Annotated in this window: 20 protein-coding genes; 5 read left to right on the forward strand and 15 right to left on the reverse strand. The window is 70.1% G+C overall.

Annotation, left to right across the window (positions count from 1 at the left end):
* Positions 1–73: 73 nt before the first annotated feature.
* Positions 74–1,651 (reverse strand): glucan biosynthesis protein, encoded by a 1,578-nt coding sequence (locus ACILRB_RS14490; protein ID WP_395667005.1) that lies wholly within the window; start codon positions 1,649–1,651, stop codon positions 74–76.
* 628 nt (positions 1,652–2,279) lie between these two features.
* Between ACILRB_RS14490 and ACILRB_RS14495 the strand changes: the two genes are divergently transcribed.
* The 4 genes from ACILRB_RS14495 (at position 2,280) to ACILRB_RS14510 (ending at position 6,688) form a co-directional block, all read left to right on the forward strand.
* Positions 2,280–3,410: a type III PLP-dependent enzyme gene (locus tag ACILRB_RS14495; RefSeq protein WP_395667006.1), complete on the forward strand. Its 1,131-nt coding sequence runs from the start codon at positions 2,280–2,282 to the stop codon at positions 3,408–3,410.
* 151 nt (positions 3,411–3,561) lie between these two features.
* Entirely contained in the window at positions 3,562–4,149 is a 588-nt protein-coding gene (locus ACILRB_RS14500) for a GNAT family N-acetyltransferase (RefSeq protein WP_395667007.1), read from the forward strand.
* Between the two features lie 171 nt (positions 4,150–4,320).
* A complete protein-coding gene (locus ACILRB_RS14505) occupies positions 4,321–5,751 on the forward strand; it encodes a homospermidine synthase (protein WP_395667008.1) in 1,431 nt (476 codons plus the stop codon).
* Positions 5,752–5,827: 76 nt separating this feature from the next.
* The gene (locus tag ACILRB_RS14510) at positions 5,828–6,688 is read left to right on the forward strand and encodes an indole-3-glycerol-phosphate synthase (protein WP_395667009.1); all 861 of its coding nucleotides are present in this window, start codon (positions 5,828–5,830) and stop codon (positions 6,686–6,688) included.
* A 57-nt stretch (positions 6,689–6,745) separates the two neighbouring features.
* Here the strand turns inward: ACILRB_RS14510 and ACILRB_RS14515 are convergent, their stop codons facing one another.
* From ACILRB_RS14515 to ACILRB_RS14570, 12 genes are all read right to left on the reverse strand, one after another.
* Positions 6,746–10,243 carry an indolepyruvate ferredoxin oxidoreductase family protein gene (locus ACILRB_RS14515; RefSeq protein ID WP_395667010.1) on the reverse strand — a complete coding sequence of 1,166 codons (3,498 nt, stop codon included), beginning with the start codon at positions 10,241–10,243 and terminating at the stop codon, positions 6,746–6,748.
* 214 nt (positions 10,244–10,457) lie between these two features.
* On the reverse strand, positions 10,458–11,591 hold the full coding sequence (gene pqqE / locus ACILRB_RS14520; protein WP_395667011.1) for a pyrroloquinoline quinone biosynthesis protein PqqE: 1,134 nt from the start codon (positions 11,589–11,591) through the stop codon (positions 10,458–10,460).
* Positions 11,588–11,878, reverse strand: coding sequence for a pyrroloquinoline quinone biosynthesis peptide chaperone PqqD (pqqD, locus tag ACILRB_RS14525; RefSeq protein ID WP_395667012.1), 291 nt, complete (start codon positions 11,876–11,878; stop codon positions 11,588–11,590). Before pqqD ends, pqqE begins: the two co-directional genes overlap by 4 nt.
* Complete coding sequence (pqqC, locus tag ACILRB_RS14530; protein ID WP_395667013.1) at positions 11,875–12,639, reverse strand: pyrroloquinoline-quinone synthase PqqC; 765 nt, start codon at positions 12,637–12,639, stop codon at positions 11,875–11,877. The genes pqqD and pqqC overlap by 4 nt, the downstream gene beginning before the upstream one ends.
* A complete protein-coding gene (gene pqqB, locus ACILRB_RS14535) occupies positions 12,636–13,532 on the reverse strand; it encodes a pyrroloquinoline quinone biosynthesis protein PqqB (protein ID WP_395667014.1) in 897 nt (298 codons plus the stop codon). The genes pqqC and pqqB overlap by 4 nt, the downstream gene beginning before the upstream one ends.
* A 42-nt stretch (positions 13,533–13,574) precedes the next feature.
* On the reverse strand, positions 13,575–13,652 hold the full coding sequence (gene pqqA / locus ACILRB_RS14540) for a pyrroloquinoline quinone precursor peptide PqqA (protein ID WP_395667023.1): 78 nt from the start codon (positions 13,650–13,652) through the stop codon (positions 13,575–13,577).
* Between the two features lie 397 nt (positions 13,653–14,049).
* Entirely contained in the window at positions 14,050–14,655 is a 606-nt protein-coding gene (gene leuD, locus ACILRB_RS14545) for a 3-isopropylmalate dehydratase small subunit (protein WP_395667015.1), read from the reverse strand.
* Between the two features lie 169 nt (positions 14,656–14,824).
* A complete protein-coding gene (locus ACILRB_RS14550; RefSeq protein ID WP_395667016.1) occupies positions 14,825–15,220 on the reverse strand; it encodes a cupin domain-containing protein in 396 nt (131 codons plus the stop codon).
* A gap of 35 nt (positions 15,221–15,255) precedes the next feature.
* Positions 15,256–15,612: a metallopeptidase family protein gene (locus ACILRB_RS14555; RefSeq protein ID WP_395667024.1), complete on the reverse strand. Its 357-nt coding sequence runs from the start codon at positions 15,610–15,612 to the stop codon at positions 15,256–15,258.
* 119 nt (positions 15,613–15,731) lie between these two features.
* Positions 15,732–16,034: a Smr/MutS family protein gene (locus ACILRB_RS14560; protein WP_395667017.1), complete on the reverse strand. Its 303-nt coding sequence runs from the start codon at positions 16,032–16,034 to the stop codon at positions 15,732–15,734.
* A gap of 471 nt (positions 16,035–16,505) precedes the next feature.
* Positions 16,506–17,612, reverse strand: coding sequence for an MltA domain-containing protein (locus ACILRB_RS14565; RefSeq protein ID WP_395667018.1), 1,107 nt, complete (start codon positions 17,610–17,612; stop codon positions 16,506–16,508).
* 16 nt (positions 17,613–17,628) lie between these two features.
* Positions 17,629–18,336 (reverse strand): Tim44/TimA family putative adaptor protein, encoded by a 708-nt coding sequence (locus ACILRB_RS14570; RefSeq protein WP_395667019.1) that lies wholly within the window; start codon positions 18,334–18,336, stop codon positions 17,629–17,631.
* Positions 18,337–18,491: 155 nt separating this feature from the next.
* On the opposite strand from ACILRB_RS14570, the gene ACILRB_RS14575 reads away from it, so the two are divergent.
* On the forward strand, positions 18,492–19,079 hold the full coding sequence (locus ACILRB_RS14575) for an FxsA family protein (protein WP_395667020.1): 588 nt from the start codon (positions 18,492–18,494) through the stop codon (positions 19,077–19,079).
* 97 nt (positions 19,080–19,176) lie between these two features.
* On the opposite strand, the gene ACILRB_RS14580 is transcribed toward ACILRB_RS14575, so the two are convergent.
* Complete coding sequence (locus ACILRB_RS14580) at positions 19,177–19,899, reverse strand: TetR family transcriptional regulator (protein WP_395667021.1); 723 nt, start codon at positions 19,897–19,899, stop codon at positions 19,177–19,179.
* A gap of 70 nt (positions 19,900–19,969) precedes the next feature.
* The coding region (locus ACILRB_RS14585) for a hypothetical protein (protein WP_395667022.1) at positions 19,970–20,336 on the reverse strand (367 nt) is incomplete at its 5' end.

A 20,336-nucleotide genomic window follows, 5' to 3' on the forward strand; every position in this document is an offset into this window, starting at 1 on the left:
TGCGCGGTCGAGGGCCGCGCCCGCGGCCCCCGCGGCTCCGGGTCGTCAGACGCGCCCTTCATGCGGGGGCCGGCTAGTCGGCGCGCCAGGGATAGGTCCAGGTCTCGGTCAAAGTCTGCGAGCCGCGCCGCAGGAAGGCGCGCAGATCGGCCGACTGTCCCGGATCGAGCTGGGCGTCGACCGCCGCGCGGAAGCCTTTCACATGCGGGTTGGGCGCAAGGAAAGTGCGCACGATCTTTCCATGGTTCGTCGACGCGACGACTTCCACGGAGCCGGGGTCGGCCGCGTAGAAGGGCAGCTCGCCGCCGCCGAAGTCGATGATGAAGCGCCGCGTGCCGGGGGCGGGCGCCTCGGCCGCGCCGAGCGCCGCCGCCGTCGTCTGGTAGGTGTTGACGACGCGACCGTTCGGCGAGAGCCGTTTCGAATCGAGCGAGGCCGAGAGGCGATAGGCGTAGGAGAAGGCGCGGTTCGGCTCGGGCGTCGCGGCCGGCGAGAAATAGGCGACGACATTGTCGTTCGCCTCATGCTCGGTCGGCAGCTCGACGAGATCGACCTGGCCCTGGCCCCAGGGCTCGCGCGGCTCGACGAAATAGCTCGGGCGGCGTTCGTAATTGAGGTCGATGTCCTGATAGTGGTCGAAATCGCGGTCGCGCTGCATCAGGCCGAAACCCTTGACGTCATTGGCGATGAAGGCCGAGGTCGTGGGCTTCGTCGGATTGCGCAGCGGGCGCCAGATCCATTCGCCGGCGTTGGTGTGGATGAGCAGCCCGTCCGAATCGTGCAGTTCGGGCCTGAAATCCTCGTTGAAGCGGCGGTCGTTCTCGCCGAGGAAGAACATCGAGGTCAGCGGCGCGAGGCCGAAGCGGACGTTCGGCTTGCGCGGAAACAGCGCGGCGGTGATCTCCATGGCCGATTCGACGCCGGGATAGAGGTCGAAGCGATAGGCGCCGGTGGTCGAGGCGCTGTCGAGCAGGCCGTAGATCGTCGCCCGGTCGACGTCGGCCGTCGGCGTCTCGATCCAGAATTCGCGGAAGAAGGGGAACTCCTCGTCGTCGGTCCCCGAGCCGATGGCGAGCGCGCGCGCCGAGATTCCATAATGCTGGTCGCGGCCCAGAAAGCGGAAATAGCTCGCCCCCAGAAAGGCGACGGCCTCGTCAAAGACCTTCGGCGAGTTCAGCGGATAGTGCAGCCGGAAGCCGGCGAAGCCAAGGTTGACCGGCGCCTTGTCGGGCTTGACCCGCCCATAGTCGAACAGCCCGGTGGTGAAGGGGATCGGCGTCGGCACGCCGTCGCGCAGGATGTTGATCGTGACGGGCCGCTTGTAGAGATGGCCGAGGTGGAACAGCTGCAGCCGGTACTGGCTGCCCGGCTGGTTCAGGAACGCCTTGTCCGGGCGGAAGCGGATGTCGCGCCAGGCGTCGAAGTCGAGCTTGGCGAGGCTGTCCGGCAGCGGCGCGAGGGCGGCGTCGAACGGCGCCGCGGCGAGGTCGCGGGCGCGCCGCACGACGTCGTCGAAATCGAAGCGGGACGGCTGCGGCGGGGCTGCGGACGGCGCGCCGGCGAGCGCCGCGACGGGCGCGAGCGTCCCGGCCGCGGCGAGCCCTTCCATGAACATGCGGCGGGTGAGCTTGGTCCGGGCGATCTTTGTCATGGCTCTCGGCGGGCTTGGCTTGAATGCGGCGGGGACGCGGGCGGGCGCGGCGGCGGGCGAGACCTGCGCCGGGTTATCGGCCTTTTCGGGGCGCCGCAAGGGCGCCGCGGGGGGATTTTCCGCCGCGCGCCGCGCTGTGGCGTGACATTTGCGCGACAGTTGCGCGACATAGAGGCAAGCGCCTGTTGGCGGGGATCCGGACAAGAGGCCGGTCAACCGCCATTAGGACCGACAGCCGGAGGCGAACCGGCGAACCCCGCCCAAACGGGGGACGCGACTTAAAGCAACGACGGACCGGGCTTTTTTGGTCTCTGTCAGCCTCCAAAGCTGACTTACCGAAGAGGCTTGTCTTTCTTGCCGGGCGTGCGGAGAGGTTTATCCCCTCCAATCGATGGCTTTTCACGTCGCTGACGCGCTTGCGCTCGTCTTGCGGCGCGAACGGCCTACGGCGCAGCATCTGAGCGCTTTCCTCCGTCGGACCCGTCCGACGGACAGGAGACGCTTGCGATTGGCGGGTCAACTGAGCCTGCGGCGTCTCCACAGCGCCGCGGACCCCTCAGCATCGCCATCACCCCCGAAGCTTGTTCGTTCCGGCGCGCCCTCGCGCGCCCTTCGAAGGGATGCCGCGATGACCGATCGTATCCTCGAATTCCTCCGCAACCGCCGTGAGGACGGCCCGTGCCTCGTGGTCGACCTCGACGTCGTGCGCGAGAACTATCTCGCTTTCGCCAGGGCGATGCCCGACACGCGCGTCTACTACGCCGTCAAGGCCAATCCCGACCCGGCCGTGCTCGCCCTTCTCGCCGGGCTCGGCTCCTGCTTCGACACGGCTTCGGTCGTCGAGATCCAGCAGGCGCTCGCCGCCGGCGCGACCGCCGACCGCATCAGCTTCGGCAACACCATCAAGAAGGAGCGCGACATCCAGCGCGCCTATGAGCTCGGCGTGCGCCTTTACGCCGTCGACTGCGAGGCCGAGGTCGAGAAGGTCGCCCGCGCCGCCCCGGGGTCGAAGGTGTTCTGCCGCCTGCTCTGCGACGGCGACGGCGCCGAATGGCCGCTGTCGCGCAAGTTCGGCTGCGACGTCGAGCTCGCCCCGCGCGTGCTCGAGCACGCCCACCGGCTCGGCCTCGTCGCTCATGGCCTCTCCTTCCATGTCGGGTCGCAGCAGCGCAATCCGGCGATGTGGGACGGCGCGCTGAAGGCCGCCTCGACCATCTTCAAGGATCTCGCCGAGCGCGGCGTCGTCCTGCAGATGGTCAATCTCGGCGGCGGCTTCCCGACCCGCTATCTCAAGGCGGTGCCGGGCGTGCGGACCTATGCCCAGACCATCATGGATTCGCTGCGCAAGCACTTCGGCAACAGCCTGCCCGAGACGATCATCGAGCCGGGCCGCGGCATGGTCGGCAACGCCGGCGTGATCGAGGCCGAGGTCGTGCTGATCTCGAAGAAGTCCGACGACGACAGGGTGAAGTGGGTCTATCTCGACATCGGCAAGTTCAACGGGCTCGCCGAGACCATGGACGAGATGATCCGCTATCCGATCAAGACCCCGTTCGACGGCGACGAGACGGAGCCCTGCGTGCTCGCCGGTCCCTCCTGCGATTCGGTCGACGTGCTCTACGAGAAGGACCCCTACCACCTTCCCGTGAGCCTTGAGATCGGGGCCAAGGTGCTGATCGAAGGGACGGGCGCCTATACGACGACCTATTCCTGCGTCGGCTTCAACGGGTTTCCGCCGCTCAAATCCTATGTGATCTGAGCGCACGCAGCTGAAACCGAACCGGCGTCCGCGCGTTGGCGGGCGCCGGACGAGCCTTTCCCTCACCCAGTCCCGTACGGCCCGCCGGGCTTCAGAGCCCGGCGCGGCGCGAGGGTTGTCGCGCATCCGGCGAGCGCCTTCGGAGGCACTGATGACCTTGTTTTCGACCCTTCACGTTCCGGCTCCCGCCCTCGCGGATTTCGCCGTCCATGCCGGACCGGCCATCTTCGAGGAGCTCGCAGGCGACGAGGCGGCGCGCGAGTCGCTGCTCGACGCCGCCTTCGGCCCGGCCCGCTTCCTCAAGACCTGCGAGCGGCTGCGCGAGGGACGCCTGCCGGCGGCCGGGCTCGCCCTCTCCGTGAAGGACGAGGGACGCCTGATCGGCACCGTGCGGCTGTGGCATGTCGCGGCGGGCGGCGTCGACGCGCTGATGCTCGGTCCGCTCGCGGTCGATCCCGCCTATCGCTCGCAGGGGCTCGGCCAGCGCCTGATGGCCGAGGCGCTCGGCCGCGCGCGCGATTACGGCCACGGCGCGGTGATCCTCGTCGGCGACGCCCCGTTCTACGCGCCCTTCGGCTTCACCCGCCGCCTGACGCTCGGCCTTGAAATGCCGGGCTTTGTCGAGGAGGAGCGTTTTCTTGGCCTTGAGCTCGTCGACGGCGCGCTGTCGCAGGCGCGCGGCCTCGTGCGCGCGACGGGCGAATTCGCGCCGCAGGACGCGCGCCGGCTCGCGGCCTGAGCCGCGGCTCAGGCTGCGGGAATAGCAACGTCATCACCGCGACACTTGCGCAGGCGAACCTCATGGTTCCCCTGAAGGGCGCCCGCGCGGGCGCCCTTTGCTTGACTCGTCCGCGCCGCTTGCCTAACCGCGGGCGGCGCAGTTCCGCTTGACCAAATGGAGAATTCAGAAATGTCGCAATGGCCCGTCTATGGCGAAATCACCGGTCCGGTCGTCCTGATCGGCTTCGGCTCCATCGGCCGCGGCATCCTGCCTCTCCTCGAGCGCCACTTCAAATTCGACAAGTCTCGCTTCACCGTCATCGATCCGGTCGACAGGGACCGCCGCCTGCTCGACGAGCGCGGAATCCGCTTCGTTCAGGACTCCGTCCGGCGCGACAATTTCGTCGATCTGCTGAAGCCGCTGCTGACCGCGGGCGGCGGCCAGCCGTTCATCGTCAACCTGTCGGTCGACGTGTCGTCGGTCGCCGTCATGCGCCTCGCCCATGAGCTTGGCGCGCTCTATGTCGACACCGTGGCCGAGCCCTGGGTCGGCTTCTACACGGACCCGCGCCTCACCCAGTCGGAGCGCTCGAACTACGCCCTGCGCGAAGCCGTCATGGACCTGAAGCGCGCGCTGGGGCCGGGGCCGACGGCGGTCTCGTGCTGCGGCGCCAATCCCGGCATGGTGTCGTGGTTCGTCAAGCAGGCGCTGCTCAACGTCGCGACCGATCTCGGCCTCGCCTTCGAGCAGCCGAAGACGCGCGAGGACTGGGCCGCGCTGATGCGCCAGACCGGCGTCGAGGGAATTCACATCGCCGAGCGCGACACGCAGCGCGCGGCCGCGCCGAAGCCCATGGGCGTGTTCGTCAACACCTGGTCGGTCGAGGGCTTCATCTCGGAGGGGCTGCAGCCGGCCGAACTCGGCTGGGGCACGTTCGAGAAGCACATGCCGCCGGAGGGCAAGCGCCACGCCTTCGGCCCCGACTGCGCCATCTATCTCATGCGGCCGGGCGCAGGCACGCGCGTGCGCTCCTGGACGCCGACGGCGAAGGCGCAGCATGGCTGGCTCATCACCCACAATGAGGCGATCTCGATTTCCGATTACTTCACCGTGACGGAGAACGGCGCGGCCGTCTATCGCCCGACCTGCCATTACGCCTATCGCCCGGCCGACGACGCCGTGCTCTCGCTCGACGAGATGGCCGGCGCGCAATGGGTTCCGCAGGAGAAGAACCACATCCTTGAGGAAGATGAGATCGTCGACGGGATCGACGAGCTCGGCGTGCTGCTCTATGGCCACGCCCGGAACGCCTATTGGTACGGCTCGCAGCTCTCGATCGAGGAGACGCGGCGCATCGCGCCCTACCAGAACGCGACCGGCATGCAGGTTTCGTCGGCGGTGCTCGCCGGCATGGTCTGGGCGCTCGAGAACCCGCGCGCGGGCGTCGTCGAGGCCGACGAGGTCGACTTCCGCCGCTGCCTCGAAGTGCAGACGCCCTATCTCGGGCCGGTGATCGGCGAATACACCGACTGGACGCCGCTCAGGGACCGCGGGACGCTGTTCGCCGAAGACCTCGACATGGACAGCCCCTGGCAGTTCAAGAACGTCATCGTGCGCTGAACTTTGGCAGGGGCCGCCGCCCGACATGGCGCGGCCCTTGCCTCCATCCCCTGCGAAACGCTTCGCGGGGACCAGAATGGCCGAAACCTGTCACGTTCCAGACATCGGGCGGCTCCCGGATCTCGGGCCGCGCGTCAGCGGCCTGGTCGCGCAGCGCCGGGCCGACGTCGAGAACGCCAAAAAGAAACGCTCGGGCGGCAGTCTCACCGGCGCGATCGGAGAGGCCGCCAAGACCGTCGGCTTCCGCGCGGCGCTTTACAATCATTTCGCCGAAAAGGGCCGCCCCGGCGTCATCGCCGACATTCAGGGCGCGTCGCCCTTCACCAAGGTCACGCGGGCGCGGCTCGACGTGAGCGATCTCGCGCAGGATTTCCATGACGCCGGGGCGGTCTGCGTCTCGGCCTGCCAGGACCGGCGGCTCTATCGCGGCAGCCTCGCCGATTTCGGCGCGGCGCGGGCGGCCGACCTGCCGATCCTCGCCAACGACCTCGTCGTCGATCTCTATCAGGTGATCGAGGCGCGCTACGCCGGGGCCGACGCCGTGCTGCTGATCGCCGGCGTGCTCGGCGCGGCGCTCAGTGATTTCGTCTCGCGCGCCGAATCGGTCATGCTCGACGCGCTGGTCGAGGTGCGCTCGCAGGGCGAACTGGCGCTCGCGCTCGACGCCGGGGCAAATCTCATCGCGGTCAACGCCCGCGACCTTGAAACCATGGAGGTCGATCCTTCGGTTTTCGAGGCCCTTCTGCCCAAAATCCCGCCGGACCGCGCGCTCGCCGTGGCCGCGGGCGGCCTCGCCTCCCTGGCGGACGTCGAGACCGTGGCCGCGCTCGGCGCGAAGGCGGTCCGCATCGGCTCGGCGCTGATGGCGGCGCCCGACCCTTACGTCAGGCTGCATGAAATTCTGGGCACGGAGCCCGACGACCTCGTCGAGGACTGAGCGCGCTCGTCGAGGCGCGCGCGCGGCCGGCGCCGTCGGCCCGGTCGGGCCGGCGCTTCATTCCGCCGCGATCTTCAGCGCGCCTTCGTCGTGCCGGTAAAGGTCGAGCAGCCGCGCCTCCTCGGCCTTGGCCGCGGCGATCGAGGTCGTCTTGACCGGCCCATAGCCGCGGATCCGGCCGGCCGCCGCCGCGAGCGCCAGGGCGACGGCGTGATTCTCGGGCGAAAGCCGCCGCGCGATCTCGCCGAGCAGCCGTTCATATTCGGCGACGAGGCGGCGCTCGCGCCGGCGCTCCGCCGTCCGGCCGAAGATGTCGAAGCCCGTGCCGCGCAGAACCTTCATCCGCGCGAGCCCCTTCAGCACGGGCAGCATCCACGGTCCGAAGCTGCGCTTGCGCGGCCGCCCGCGCGCGTCCTTGCGCGCCGGCAGAAAGGGCGGGGCGAAGTGAAATTCAAAGCGCAGCGCGCCGTCGAAGGCGCCTTCGGCCTGCCGCGCGAAAGCGCCGTCGACATAGAGCCGCGCCACCTCATATTCATCCTTGGCGGCCATCAGCCGGTAGAGCGTGCGCGCCGCCGTTCTGGCGAGCTCCTCGCTGCCCGGAATGGCGCGGCGCTCGGCGGCGACGACGGGCGCGAGCGTTTCGAGAAAGCGCCGCGCATAGGACGCGTCCTGATAGAGCGCGAGGTCTTCGGCGCGCCGCCGGCGCAGCGCCGCATAGGTTTCGGGCTCGCGCGCCGGCGCCGGCGCAAGCGCCTTCAGCGCGGCCTCGACGTCTGCGGGCGCGGCGGCGGCGCGCCGGCCCCAGAAGAACGCCTGCCGGTTGACCCTGGCGGCGGCGCCCTCCTGGTCGATCGCGGCGAGCAGCGAGGCTTCGGCGAGCGGCACATGGCCGTTCTGCCAGGCGTAGCCGAGCAGGATCATGTTGGCCGCGACCGCGTCGCCGAACAGGGCGCGGGCGAGGGCGGAGGCGTCGAGGAAAAAGGCGCGGCCTCCTGCCGCCTGCGCAATCGCGCGGCGCATGTCGTCGGCGGGCAGGGTCATGTCGGGGGCGCGGGTGAAGGCGCCCGGATAGGCCTCGGCGACATTGACCACGGCCGCGCCCTCGCCGCGCCTGATCGCCGCCCGCGCCGAAGCTGACGCCGCGACGAGCAGGTCGCTGCCGAGCGCGAGGTCGGCCTCGCCCGGCCCGACGCGAACCGCGGCGATCTGCTCGGGCCGCGCCGCGATGCGCAGATGCGTCGTGACCGCGCCGCCCTTCTGGGCGAGGCCCGCCATGTCGATCGCGACCGAGGCCTTGCCTTCGAGATGCGCGGCGAGGCCGAGCGTCGCGCCGAGCGTGACGACGCCCGAGCCGCCGACGCCCGAAAGCAGCATGGCGAAGGGCCTGCGCCCGAGCTCGGGGATGCGCGGGCGGGGCAGGGCGCCGGGGTCGAAGGCGGGCGCGGCGGGTTTTTTCAGCCGCGCGCCAAAAACGCTGACGAGCGCCGGGCAGAAGCCTTCGAGGCAGGAATAGTCGGTGTTGCAGCTCGACTGGTCGATCGCGCGCTTGCGGCCATATTCGGTTTCGAGCGGCTGCAGCGAGACGCAGTTCGAGGCGACGCCGCAGTCGCCGCAGCCCTCGCACACGCGCTCGTTGACGAGCACGCGCTTTTCGGGCTGGGGCAAGCTGCCGCGCTTGCGCCGGCGACGCTTTTCGGTGGCGCAGATCTGGTCGTAGATCAGCACGGTGACGCCGGCGACGGCGGCGAGCTCGCGCTGCGCGGCGTCGAGCTCGCGGCGGCCGAGCAGCTTCACGCCCGGCGGCCAGAGCGTGCCGGGCGCGTATTTTCTGGGATCGTCGGCGACGACGATGATTCTGGCGACGCCCTCGGCGGCGGTCTGGCGCGCGATCGCCGGCGCGTCGAGCCCGCCTTCGAGCTTCTGGCCGCCGGTCATGGCGATCGAGCCGTTGAACAGGATCTTGAAGGTGACGTTGGCGCCCGCCGCCACGGCGAAGCGGATGGCGAGCGAGCCCGAATGCAGATAGGTGCCGTCGCCGAGGTTCTGGATCACATGGCCGCGGCGCGAGAACGGCGCCTCGCCGATCCAGTTCGCGCCCTCGCCGCCCATCTGGGCGTAGCCCTCGGTGGCGCGGTCCATGGTCTGGGCCATGTAGTGGCAGCCGATGCCGGCGTAGGCGCGCATGCCTTCGGGCGGCCGCGTCGAGACGTTGTGCGGACAGCCCGAGCAGAAATAGGGCGCGCGCGCGGGAAAGGATTCATAATCGGGCGCGACGATCAGGGCGCGCTCGAGCCGCTCGACGGCCTCCGTGAGCGCGGCGTCGCCCTGCGCGCGCATGAGCCTGCGGCCCAGCGCCAGCGCGACGGCGCGCGGGTCGAGCGCGCCGGCCGAGGAAAACAGCGTCGCGCCGGATTCGTCGCGCTTGCCGACGATCGTCGGCCGGCGCGGGTCGTCATAGAGAAGTTCGCGCAGCTGCGGCTCGATCAGGCCGCGCTTCTCCTCGACGACGACGATGACGTCGAGACCTTGCGCGAAGCTTTTCGCGCCTTCGGGCTCGAGCGGATAAACGCAGCCGACCTTGTAAACGCGCAGGCCGAGATCGGCGGCGCGGACTTCGTCGATCCCGAGGTCGTCGAGCGCGGCGCAGAGGTCGAGCCAGGCCTTGCCCGCCGCCATGACGCCGACGCGCGGCGCGCCGCCGCCCGCCATCATGATCCGGTCGAGCCGGTTGGCGCGCAGGAAGGCGAGCGCGGCCTCGCGCTTGTGAAGGTGCAGCCGGCGCTCCTGCTCGAGCACGGGGTCGCGCGGGCGGATGTTGAGGCCGCCCGGCGGCAGCGCATGCCCGCGCGGCTCGACGACGGGCGCGCGGTCAGGGCCGGCCTCGACCGTCGCCGTGGCCTCGATCACGTCCTTGACGCATTTGAGCCCGACCCACAGGCCGGCGTGGCGGCTGAGCGCGAAGCCGTAGAGGCCGAAATCCACGATCTCCTGCACGCCGGCCGGCGCGAGCACCGGGGCCATGGCGTCGACGAAGGCGAAATCCGACTGATGCGCCGTGGTCGAGGATTCGGCCGTGTGGTCGTCGCCCATCAGGGCGAGAACGCCGCCGTGTTTCGAGGTTCCGGCGAGATTGGCGTGGCGCAGCGCGTCGCCCGAGCGGTCGACGCCCGGGCCCTTGCCGTACCAGAGGCCGAACACGCCGTCGAAACGGCCCTCGCCACGCATCTCGGCCTGCTGCGCGCCCCAGATGGCGGTCGCGGCGAGGTCCTCGTTGAGGCCCGGCTGGAAGCGGATGCGGGCGGCGTCGAACTCGGGCTTCGCGCGCAGGAAGGCGTGGTCGAGCCCGCCGAGCGGCGAGCCCGGATAGCCCGAGACGAAACCCGCCGTGTCGAGGCCCCTCGCGCGGTCGCGCGCCTTCTGCATGAGAAGCAGACGCACGACGGCCTGCGGGCCGGACAGAAAGACGCGGGAGGCGGAGAGGTCGAAGGGCGCGGCCGCGCGGCGGGGCGCGGCGTCGCCCGCCTCGTTGCGCGGGTCCTTCGCAGCGTCCGCCATGTCTCGCCCTCTCTCACACGACGAACGCGCCTTGAATTCGGGCGGCGCAGAGTCTGATTTTACAGCCGCAAAGCTTGTCTTGGCAATAAAGCGCGCCCGAGAGCGCGCGATATCAATTTCTGTAAGCGTTTGTTTCCACGCGTGATACGGGCGCGGCGCGCGGCTCGCGCCGCCGCCTCCCCCCGCTTCGCGGCGGGAGTCTGGCGGGCCGGCGTCAGTGCGCCGGGGCCGGCGTTTTGGCCGCGCGATAGACATAGGGCGCGTCCGCCGCCGCCGCGGCTTCCTCCTCCGAGGCGTGGGCGGCGATCGCCGCGACCCGCGCATGGTCGGGCGAGAGATGGCAGACGGGGTCGGCCGCCGCGGCGTCGCCCGCGAGCGCCAGCGCCTGGCAGCGGCAGCCGCCGAAGTCGATCTCGCGGCGGTCGCAGGAGCGGCAGGGCTCCTTCATCCAGTCCGTGCCGCGATAGGCGTTGAAGGCCGGCGACTCGAACCAGATCTCGCGCAGCGAATGCTCGCGCACGTTCCAGAAGGTCAGATGCGGAATGGTCTCGGCCGCATGGCAGGGCAGGGCCTTGCCGGTCGGCGTGACGTTCATGAAGCGCCGCGCCCAGCCGCCCATGCAGGCCTTGGGATAGCGCGCATGATAGTCGGGAATCACATGGTCGATGACGATCACGCCGGCGTAGGCTTCGCGCAGCGCCTCGACTTCGGCGATGGCGGCGTCGGCCTGGCGCCTGGTCGGCATCAGCGCGGCGCGGTTGACGAGGCCCCAGCCGTAATATTGCGTGTGCGCGATCTCGACGCGGCGCGCCCCGAGATCGACCGCGAGCTTGACCATGGCGCCGGCGCGCTCGGCGTTGGCGCGGTGGATGACGGCGTTGACGGTCAGCGGCAGGCCGGCCTCCGTGACCCAGCCGGCGACCGCCTGCTTGCGCGCGAAGGCGCCCGCGTAGCCGGCGATGCGGTCGGCGGATTTCGCCTCCGAATCCTGGATCGAAAGCTGCACATGATCGAGCCCGGCGTCGGCCAGCGCCTGAACGCGCTCCTGCGTCAGCCCGACGCCCGAGGTGATGAGATTGGCGTAGAGCCCGACCTGACGGCAATGGGCGACGAGTTCGACGAGGTCGCGCCGCGCGGCCGGCTCGCCGCCGGAGAGATGGGCGTGCAGCACGCCGAGCCCGGCGGCCTCCGAAAACACCTTCTTCCAGACGGACGTGTCGAGCTCCTCGGCGCGGGCGTCGAGCTCGAGCGGGTTGGAGCAATAGGGGCAGCCGAGCGGGCAGCGGTGCGTCAGCTCGGCGAGCAGGCCGACGGGGTTCGGGATTCGCGGCTGGACCGGGGCGTTCATAGATCCACCATGCGTTTGCCGGCGAGGTCGTTCAAAAGCTTGCGCACGTCGCCGTCGATCAGCGCGCGGTCGGCGGCGTAGGCGGCCGCGAGATCGTCGACGATGGCCTCGACGGTCGCCTTGCCGTCGACGCGTTCGAGGATCGCCTTGGCGATGGGGTCGAGCTTGACGACCCGCTCGGGGGCGAGCAACAGCCACTGGCCACGCGTGTCGTCGAGTTTGAGGCGCACGCCGCGCGGCAGTTTCGGGACGAGGCCGACGCCTGTTTCGGCGGGAATTCCGCTCACGCCGCGGCCTCCCGCGGCAGTTCGGGCCAACTCGCCGGGCGCCAGACGCCAGGCGGGGGCTCGCGCTCCACATAGGCGGCCCAGAGGCCGTCGAGCTGCGTCCACAGCACGGCGCATTTGAATTCGAGCGCCCTGACGACGAGCTCCTGCTGCGCGCGCGTGCGGGCGTTGGCGAGGCAGAAGGCCAGCGCCCATTCGGCGTCGCGCCTGGCCTGCGGCGGGCGCTGCGCGAAATAGGCGAGCGTCTCGCGGCTGACGAAATCATAATGGGCCAGCATGCCCGAGACGCGCTCGCCGATCACGGTCGGCGAGAACAGCTCGGTGAGCGAGGAGGCGACCGCCTCGAGCGGCGTGCGCGTGCGGCAGAATTCGACATAGGCGTCGACGGCGAAACGGGTCGCGGGCAGGATTCCCTCGGCGGCGCGCACATAGTCGCGCGGGAAGCCGAGGCTGTCGGTGAGCCTCAGCCAGCGCTCGACGCCGCCGTCGCCCGCCGCCACGCCGTCATGGTCCTCGATGCGCTTGCGCCATTCGCGGCGGTCCTCGGTCGAGGACAGGCGCGTCAGCACGGTCGCGTCCTTGATGGGGATCATGGACTGGTAATAATAGCGGTTGAGCGCCCAGGCCTGCACCTCCTCATAGCTCGAACCGCCGCTGTGGAGGCGGCGGTGGAAGCGGTGCAGATTGTGATAGCGTTCGGCGCCTGTGCGGCGCAGCCTCGCTTCGAGCTCTGCGGCGCTAAGCGGAGCGTCCTCGCTCATAAGATGACCTCCATGCCGTCGTAGGCGACGTCCCACCCTGCTTTTTCGACGCTTGCGCGTTCTTGCGAATCCTCGATCAGGACGGGATTCGTATTGTTGATATGGACATAGATCCTGCGCGCGACGCCGCTGGAGGCGAAGCGCGCGATCGAGCCCGATTCGCCGCCCATCGCCACATGGCCCATGCGGCGGGCGGTCTTGGGCGAGAGGCCGAGGGCGACCATTTCATCGTCGGCGTAGGTGGTGCCGTCGAAGAACAGGAGATCCGCGCCGGACAGCCGCTTCAGCACGCGCTCGTTCACGTCGGAACAGCCCGGCACGTAGAAGAAAGTCTTCTTTCCGTCGGAAATCTCGAGGCCGACGGTGGTCTCGCTCTCGGCGCCGACGTCGACGACGTCGCCCTCAAGGTAGAGCGCAACCTTGCCGGGAACGGCGAAGGGCGTGACGGTCAGGCCGAGGCCGGTGTCGACCGGGACGTCGAGCTCGACGGTCCTGCGGTCGACGAGCGCCCTGTTCAGCACGCCGAAGACGCCGCCCGTGGTCTGGGCCAGCGTGTAGGCGCTGCCGTAAAGCGTGAAGGGCTGCTGCTCGCGCAGGGTGAGCAGGCCGGTCAGGTGGTCGACGTCGGCGTTGGTGACGAAGACCGCCGCGATCGGCGAATGACGCTTGCCGGCGCCGGGATGCAGCGCGGGCTGGGCGATGATCTGCTGGCGCAGGTCTGGGGAGGCGTTGAGGAGCAGATACCGCTCCCCATCCGCGCTCACGGCGAGGCTCGACTGGGTTCGCGCCTTGACGCGAGGGTCCTGATCCCAGGCGAGCCGGCAAACGGGGCAGTTGCAGTTCCACTGGGGGAAGCCGCCGCCCGCGGCCGATCCGAGGACAAGAATGCGCAAGGCGCGAACCGTGGTTGCGAGTCTGGAGCGTCAGCTACGAGATCAGATCTCGGCCGAAGCGTAGCTGGTGACTTCCATGCCGACGCAGACTTCGGTGGCGACGGGGGTGTTCCAAGCCATAAGAGCCTCCTTGGGATTGGCGTTTTGCCGGGCTAAGGTTTCCTTCCACGAACAGGGGTCAGCCCGTTCGAATGGTGATATAACATCGCTCCCTTTGCTTCGCCATGCCTTTTTTCTTGAATTTTCCGGGAGGCCGCCGGTATATTGTTGAATTCGCGGAGGTTTCTGGGGCCGTGAACGGCGTTCATGTTTGTTTCGATCAAAACCATAGAAGGCTCCGATCAAAGTTTTTCGCCGCGTCCTTCTTGAAGTTCTTTGAAACGGCGCCGTGAATTTGCCGAAACATCCCGAAAAACGGCAAGTCTCCAGAGATCAGACCCTCGCCGCCGCCGTTTTCTTTTTGCGCGCCGGCGTCGACACCTTGGAGCCCCGGCCGGTCAAGGCGCCGGCGACGCTGTCAGAGCCAGTCGGCGCGGGTCGCGATCTTGCGCTCATGCGCCTCGATGTCGGACGATTTTTCGAGCGTCAGGCCGATGTCGTCGAGGCCGTTGAGCAGGCAGTGCTTGCGGAACGGGTCGATCCCGAAGGTCACGACGCCGCCGTCGGGGCCGCGAATCTCCTGGGCCTCGAGGTCGATCGAGAGCGTGGCGTTGGCGCCGCGCTCGGCGTCGTCCATCAGCTTTTCGAGGTCCTCGGGCGAGACCACGATCGGCAAGATGCCGTTCTTGAAGCAGTTGTTGTAGAAGATGTCGGCGAAGCTCGTCGAGATCACGCAGCGCACGCCGAAATCGGCGAGCGCCCAGGGCGCGTGCTCGCGTGACGAGCCGCAGCCGAAATTGTCGCCGGCGACCAGGATCGACGCCTTGCGATAGGCCGGCTTGTTGAGCACGAAGTCGGGGTTCTCCGACCCGTCCTCGCGGTAGCGCAGCTCGGCGAACAGGCCGACGCCGAGGCCGGTGCGCTTGATCGTCTTCAGATATTGCTTGGGGATCAGCATGTCGGTGTCGACATTGGTGATCTTGAGGGGCGCGGCGACGCCGGTCAGCTTGGTGAATTTGTCCATGGTCTGGTGTCGGGCTCTTGCGTCAGGGGCGGCCGCGCGAAAACCGGCGCGCGCAGGCGCGGCGGGCGGCGGCGCCCGGATCGAAACGGCTGTGAGGCTGGAGGGCTTCTAACAAAGCCGCCGCGCGCCGGCACATGCGGCGCGCGCGGCCGAACCGCGGCCGAAGCCGTCACCTGCGGTATTGCGCGTCGGCGACGGGTTCGAGCCAGTCTGCGGACCGGCCGTCGAGCTTCTCCTGGATGGCGATATGGGTCATGCCCTCGGTCGGCGTCGCGCCGTGCCAGTGCTTTTCGCCCGGCGCGAACCAGACGACGTCGCCGGGCCTGATCACCTCGACGGGGCCGCCCTCGCGCTGCGCCCAGCCGAGCCCCGCGGTGACGATCAGCGTCTGGCCGAGCGGATGCGTGTGCCAGGCGGTGCGCGCGCCCGGCGCAAAGGTCACGTTCGCGCCGGCGACGCGGGCCGGCGCCTCGGCGCTGAACAGCGGCTCGACCGTCACGCGCCCGGTGAAATAGGCCTCGGGCCCGGCCTCGGCCGCGCGCGAGGCCCCGGTCCTGATCTCCATGTTTTCGCTCCCGTTCCGCGGCCGCTCCCGTGTTTCTAACGGGCGGCCTCCTCGATCGCCTCCATGTCCTCGTCGGACAGGCCGAAATGATGCCCGATCTCATGCACCAGCACATGCGTCACGACCGCCCCGAGCGTGTCGTCCTGCTGCGCCCAGAAATCGAGGATCGGGCGCCGGTAGAGCCAGACCATGTTGGGGAACTGCCCCGTCTCCATGCTCGCCGCGCCCTGCGCGAGGCCGCGGCCGCGAAACAGGCCGAGAAGGTCGAATTCCGTCTCGCAGTCCATTTCGTCGAGCGTCTCGTCGTCCGGAAAATCCTCGACACGGATCACGACGCCCTCGCAGAGGCCGCGGAACGCCTGCGGCAGCTCGGCGAAGGCGTCCCTCGCCATCAGGTCGAATTCCTCGAGAGACGGCGCGCGCGCGCCCGCCCAGTCGATCGCTTTTTGCCCAGCCACCTGGTCCTCCCTGTCGCCGCGGCCCTTCGCCAGGCGTCGGCTCGTTTGCGCCTTCACTCATGCGTGAGCGGGCGGCGGCGCCTCAACCGCACGTAAAGCGCGCCGCCGCCGCCATGCGGACGCGAGGCCTCCTCGAAGCCCGAGACGATGGCGTGATAGTCGTGCGCGCGCAGCCAATGCGGCACGCTGCGGCGCAGCACGCCGGGCTCGTCCTCGAACGTCGCGGGCTCGGACGCGCCGGCGCGCCCCTTGCCGGTGACGACGAGCACGATTTTCGCCCCGTCGATCTGCGCCCGCAGGAGAAACTGCCGCAGCGCGACGCAGGCCGTGCAGGTCGTGCAGGTCGATGGCAGCAATCGGCGCCATGCGCCCGCGTGACAGTTTTCGGCGCAGCCGCCGTTCGAGCGGGGCGAGCGGCGGCGCGGCGCGGGCGGCGGTCAAGGGTTGGGGCGCGGCCGGCCTGCCGCCGCCGGGCCCCAGGGGTTCCCGAGCCGCCGCGGGCTCGGCGGCTTTCGCGGCGCCGGCCTTCGCCGAAGGCGCCGGGGCGGGCGGCGAAGGCCTGGCCGCGGGCGCCGGCGGCGCGGCGCCGGGCAGCGGCGCGACGGTCTTCGCCACCGCGAGCCAGAGCGCGATCTCGTCGTCGCTGAGTTTTCGCAGGCGCATGCGCTCATGCGGCGTGTGCTCATGCGGCTTATGATCATGCGCCTGGGAGACATGGGCGCGGCGGTCCGCGGCGCCGAGCCCCGCATGGGACGATTCATGAGACGACTCATGCGCCTGGCCCACGCGTCTCCCGCCTGCGCGGCCGCGTTCCCCCGCGCCCGGCTTCACGCAAAACCCCTTTCCTCGCCGCGCGGCGCGAGAACGAAGAAGTCGCCGCCATGGCGCGCCGATCCCGCCCGCGCGCCGGCGGCCCCGCCGCAGCCGAAGAACACGTCGCCGCGCCCCGCGCCGACGATCGCCGCGCCGACGTCCTGCGCGATCATGAGCCGCGCCAGGGGGCCGCCGCTCGCGGCCGGAAACCGCGCCGCGACGAACGCCGGCGTCCCATAGGCGTAAAGGGTCCGGTCGACCGCGAGCGAGACGAGCGGGGTCAGCGGCAGGCCGGCGCCGCCGACGGGGCCCGAGCCCGCGTCGTCGCAGGGGCGGGCGGAAAAGAACACATAGGACGGATTTTCGCGCATCAGCGCCGCGCCCCGTTCGCCCCGCCCCTGTCCGGCCGCGCGGACCCAGCGTTTCAGCGCGTCGAGGGACATGTCGGCTGCGGCGATCTCGCCGCGCTCGATCAGCAGCCGGCCGATCGAGCGGTAAGGCCGGCCGTTGCGCCCGGCGTAGACGAGCCGCAGCCTGCGCCCGTCCGGCAGGCGCGCCTTCGCCGAGCCCTGGACCTGCGCCATGAACAGCTCGATCTCGTCCCTGAGCCAGACGACGGGCCGCGCGCGCCCGTCGAGCGCGCCGTCGAGGATCGCCGCGCGGTCGGGCAGGGGCGCGCCGCAGGGCTCGGGCGGCCCGAGGACCGGAACGGGAAAGTCCGCGCCGGGCGTGAGCGACGCCGCGACGAGCGGCTCGTAATAGCCGGTGAAGAATCCGCCGCCCGCGACGCGCATGGGGCGGAAGTTTTGGGCGAAGAAATCGGCCGCGGCCGCGCCGTCGCGCTCGGCCGGCGACGCGAGCGCCCGCGCCATGGCGGCGCGCAGCCCCGGCGAGGGCGGCTTCGCCTGGCGCAGCGGCGCGAGGCCGTCGCGAAACGCCTCGGCCGAGCGCCTGAACGCGGAAAAGGCCGCCGCGGCGCCGGCGCCGAAATTTTCAAGGTCGGCGAAGGCCGCGGGCTCGAACGCGGCCGCAAGCCCCGGCGGCGCGCCGGCGCCGCGTGGCGGCGGGCTCAGGGGCGGCGTGACGCCCGCCGGCAGGACGCCCATTGGCATGACGCCCATCGGCATGACGCGCCCGTCACGCCCCGTGGGTGGAGACGAGGCGCCAGTTGGGGTCTTTCGCGCCGACCTCATGGGCGAAACGCCAGCAGTCGTTGATCTCGACCACCTGCTCGGGGTTGCCCTCGATCACGGCGCCCGTCGCGTCGCGCGTGGCGGTGATGATCTGGGCCGTGAAGCGCATGGCGATCTCGGCGACGCGGCCGTTGAGCTCGGCGTCGGCGATGGATCCATTGTCGATCGCGACGAAAGAGGTCTCGACCTTGTCGCCGCGCTTCTCGCGCTCGGCGAGGGCGGCCGCGAAGCTGTCGAACACGCCCTTGTCGAGCAGGTTGCGCAGCAGCTGCCGGTCGCCGTCGGCGAAGCCGGTCACGATCATTTCATAGGCGATCTTGGCGCCCGACATGAAGCCCTGAAGGTCGAAGGCGGGGTCGGCGGCGGCGATCGCGTCGAGCCCGGCCGCGGCCTTCGAGCCGGGCTCCGCGAAAGGCGCCCAGCGTTCGCCCGGAGCGGTCGCCGCCTGCGGCGCGGGCGCGGCTCCGGGCAGGGGAATAACCTTGCCGTCCGGGCGGCCGTCCGCTCTCGCCTGCGCGTCTCTCGCCTGCGCCTGCGCGTCGTTGACGAAGGGGTTGCGCGGCGGCTTCTCGGCGCCCGTGCGCGCGCCAAGCACGCTGCGCAGCTTCCAGACCACGAACGCGGCGAGAAGGGCGAAGATAATCGTCGTCATGTCGAAGGAGTGTTGCATCGAACTGTTGACCCGCTCCGGCTCGTCACGCGGGCGTTGCGCCGCATGCCCCTGCTTAACATATATTCTGAGGTAGGGGGCGAGGTCCCCGAAATCCAGCCGAAAGGGCTCAAGCCATCTTCGTCATGGCCTCCTCCATGCGCCTCGGCGCCAAGATCCCGCTCTTCCTGTTCCTGTGGCTGCTGGCCGAGTTCGCGGCCTTCGCCATGGTGACGAAGGCGGTCGGCCTCATGGGCGCGCTGTTGCTGTGCCTTGCGACCAGCCTCGCCGGCGCGGCCATGCTGCGCCGCGTCGGCGTTTCGGCGGCGTTCGGGCTGCGCCGCGCCATGGCCACGCGGCAGGCCGACCCCGCCCTCGCCGACGGGCTTTCGCGCGCGGCGATGATGGACGGCGCGCTCGCCGGCCTCGGCGCGCTGCTCCTGATCCTGCCGGGCTTCGTGTCCGATTTCTTCGGCGTCGCGCTCGCCGCGCCCTCGGTGCGCAAATGGGCGCAGGAGCGGCTCGGCGGCGGCGGTTCGCGCGGCGCCCGCGCGCCCGATCTCCTCGATCTCGAACCGCAGGAATGGTCGCGCATCGACACGCCGAAGGCGGTCGAGGCGGGCGCGCGGCGCCGTCGCAAGCGGCCGCCCTCCGACGCGCCGGCGGCCGAATCGCCGGAGTCGGCGCGCGGGGACGCGGGCCGCGGAACGGGAACGGGCGTGGAGCGCGAAAGGCCGGGCGGCTAAAGCGCGTTCGGCGTTCATCGAGTCGCGAACGCGCTCCAAAATCTTGTTTTTACGTATTTTCTTAACGTAAAAGTCTGCAACTTTTACTGAAAATGCTCTAAAGCTCGGCGCTGTCGCGGGCGCGGTCGCGGCTCGGGCGCCCGCGCCGCTCGAACAGCGAGCGCGTGAGGGCGAGGAGCGGCGCGGTCAGCCGGCCGACGTCCTCGGCGCGGGCGACGAGCGTTTCGCCGCGCTTCAGCTCCCGGTCGAGCGCGGCCATGGTTCTGGCGAGGCCCGGGTCGTCGTCGCGGAACCAGACCGGCAGCAGCCGCGCCCAGGCGAGCGCGAGGCCCTGCAGCTTCAGCGCGCCGACGCCGCCCTCCGACGGCAGGCCCGCGGCCTCGAGCATGAAGCGCATCGAATTGACCGTGAGCCGGTTGACGGCGGCGGCGGCGATCGGATCGCGCCGCGTCCAGTCGTAGACGCCCTCGACGCCGAGCTTGTAGGGAGACAGCGCGTCGAAGCGCCGCATCAGCACGTCGAACAGGCGCTCCTTGGCCGGCTCGCCCTCGAGCGCGGCGTCGGGCGCGGCGAGCACCATTTTGTCGATCTTGCGCGAGAAGGCGGCGAGCACGGCGCCTTTCGAGGGAAAATAGTCGCGGAAGGTGGCGAGGTCGAGATTGGCGCGCGTCGCGACGTCCGAGATCGAGATGTCGTCCCAGTCGCGCTCGCCGGCGAGTTCGAGCAAGGCCTCGACGATGGCCTCGCGCGGGTCGCGCGGCGTGTTCCTGACGGCGCCGGCCTCGGGGTCTGGATCAATCGTCTGGGCGTCTTCGTTCATCTCAGCCTCCGTCGCGCGTCGAGCATAGCCCATTCGCGCGTTTCGTCGAAGCCTCGCCGGCGCGGCGGGCTCAGCGCCCCTCCAGCGTCTCGCGCACGGCGGCGCAGGGTTTTGAGACCGGAATCCAGCGGCCGTTGCGCAGGTTGAGCCGGCACAGGCCGTCGTTCTGGCTGATGAGGCTCGACACGAAGCCCGGCGCCAGCAGGGCGGTCCCGAAGCTGCTCGGAAAGGAGACGAAGCCGTCATGGGCGAGGCGGCGGGTGATCTCCTCGCAACGCTGGAACGCCTTGATCTCTTCGCCCGAGTAGAGCAGCACGCCGCAGCGCGTCGGGCTTGCGTCGTGGAACACCTGAATGTCGGCGACGCGGGCGTAATTATAGGAGCCGGACGTCGGGCCCTTGAGCGGCAAAAAGGCGTCCTGCGGCGTCGAGGCCGAC

The sequence above is a fragment of the Methylocella sp. genome (genome assembly GCF_044226135.1).
Lineage (GTDB): Bacteria > Pseudomonadota > Alphaproteobacteria > Rhizobiales > Beijerinckiaceae > Methylocapsa.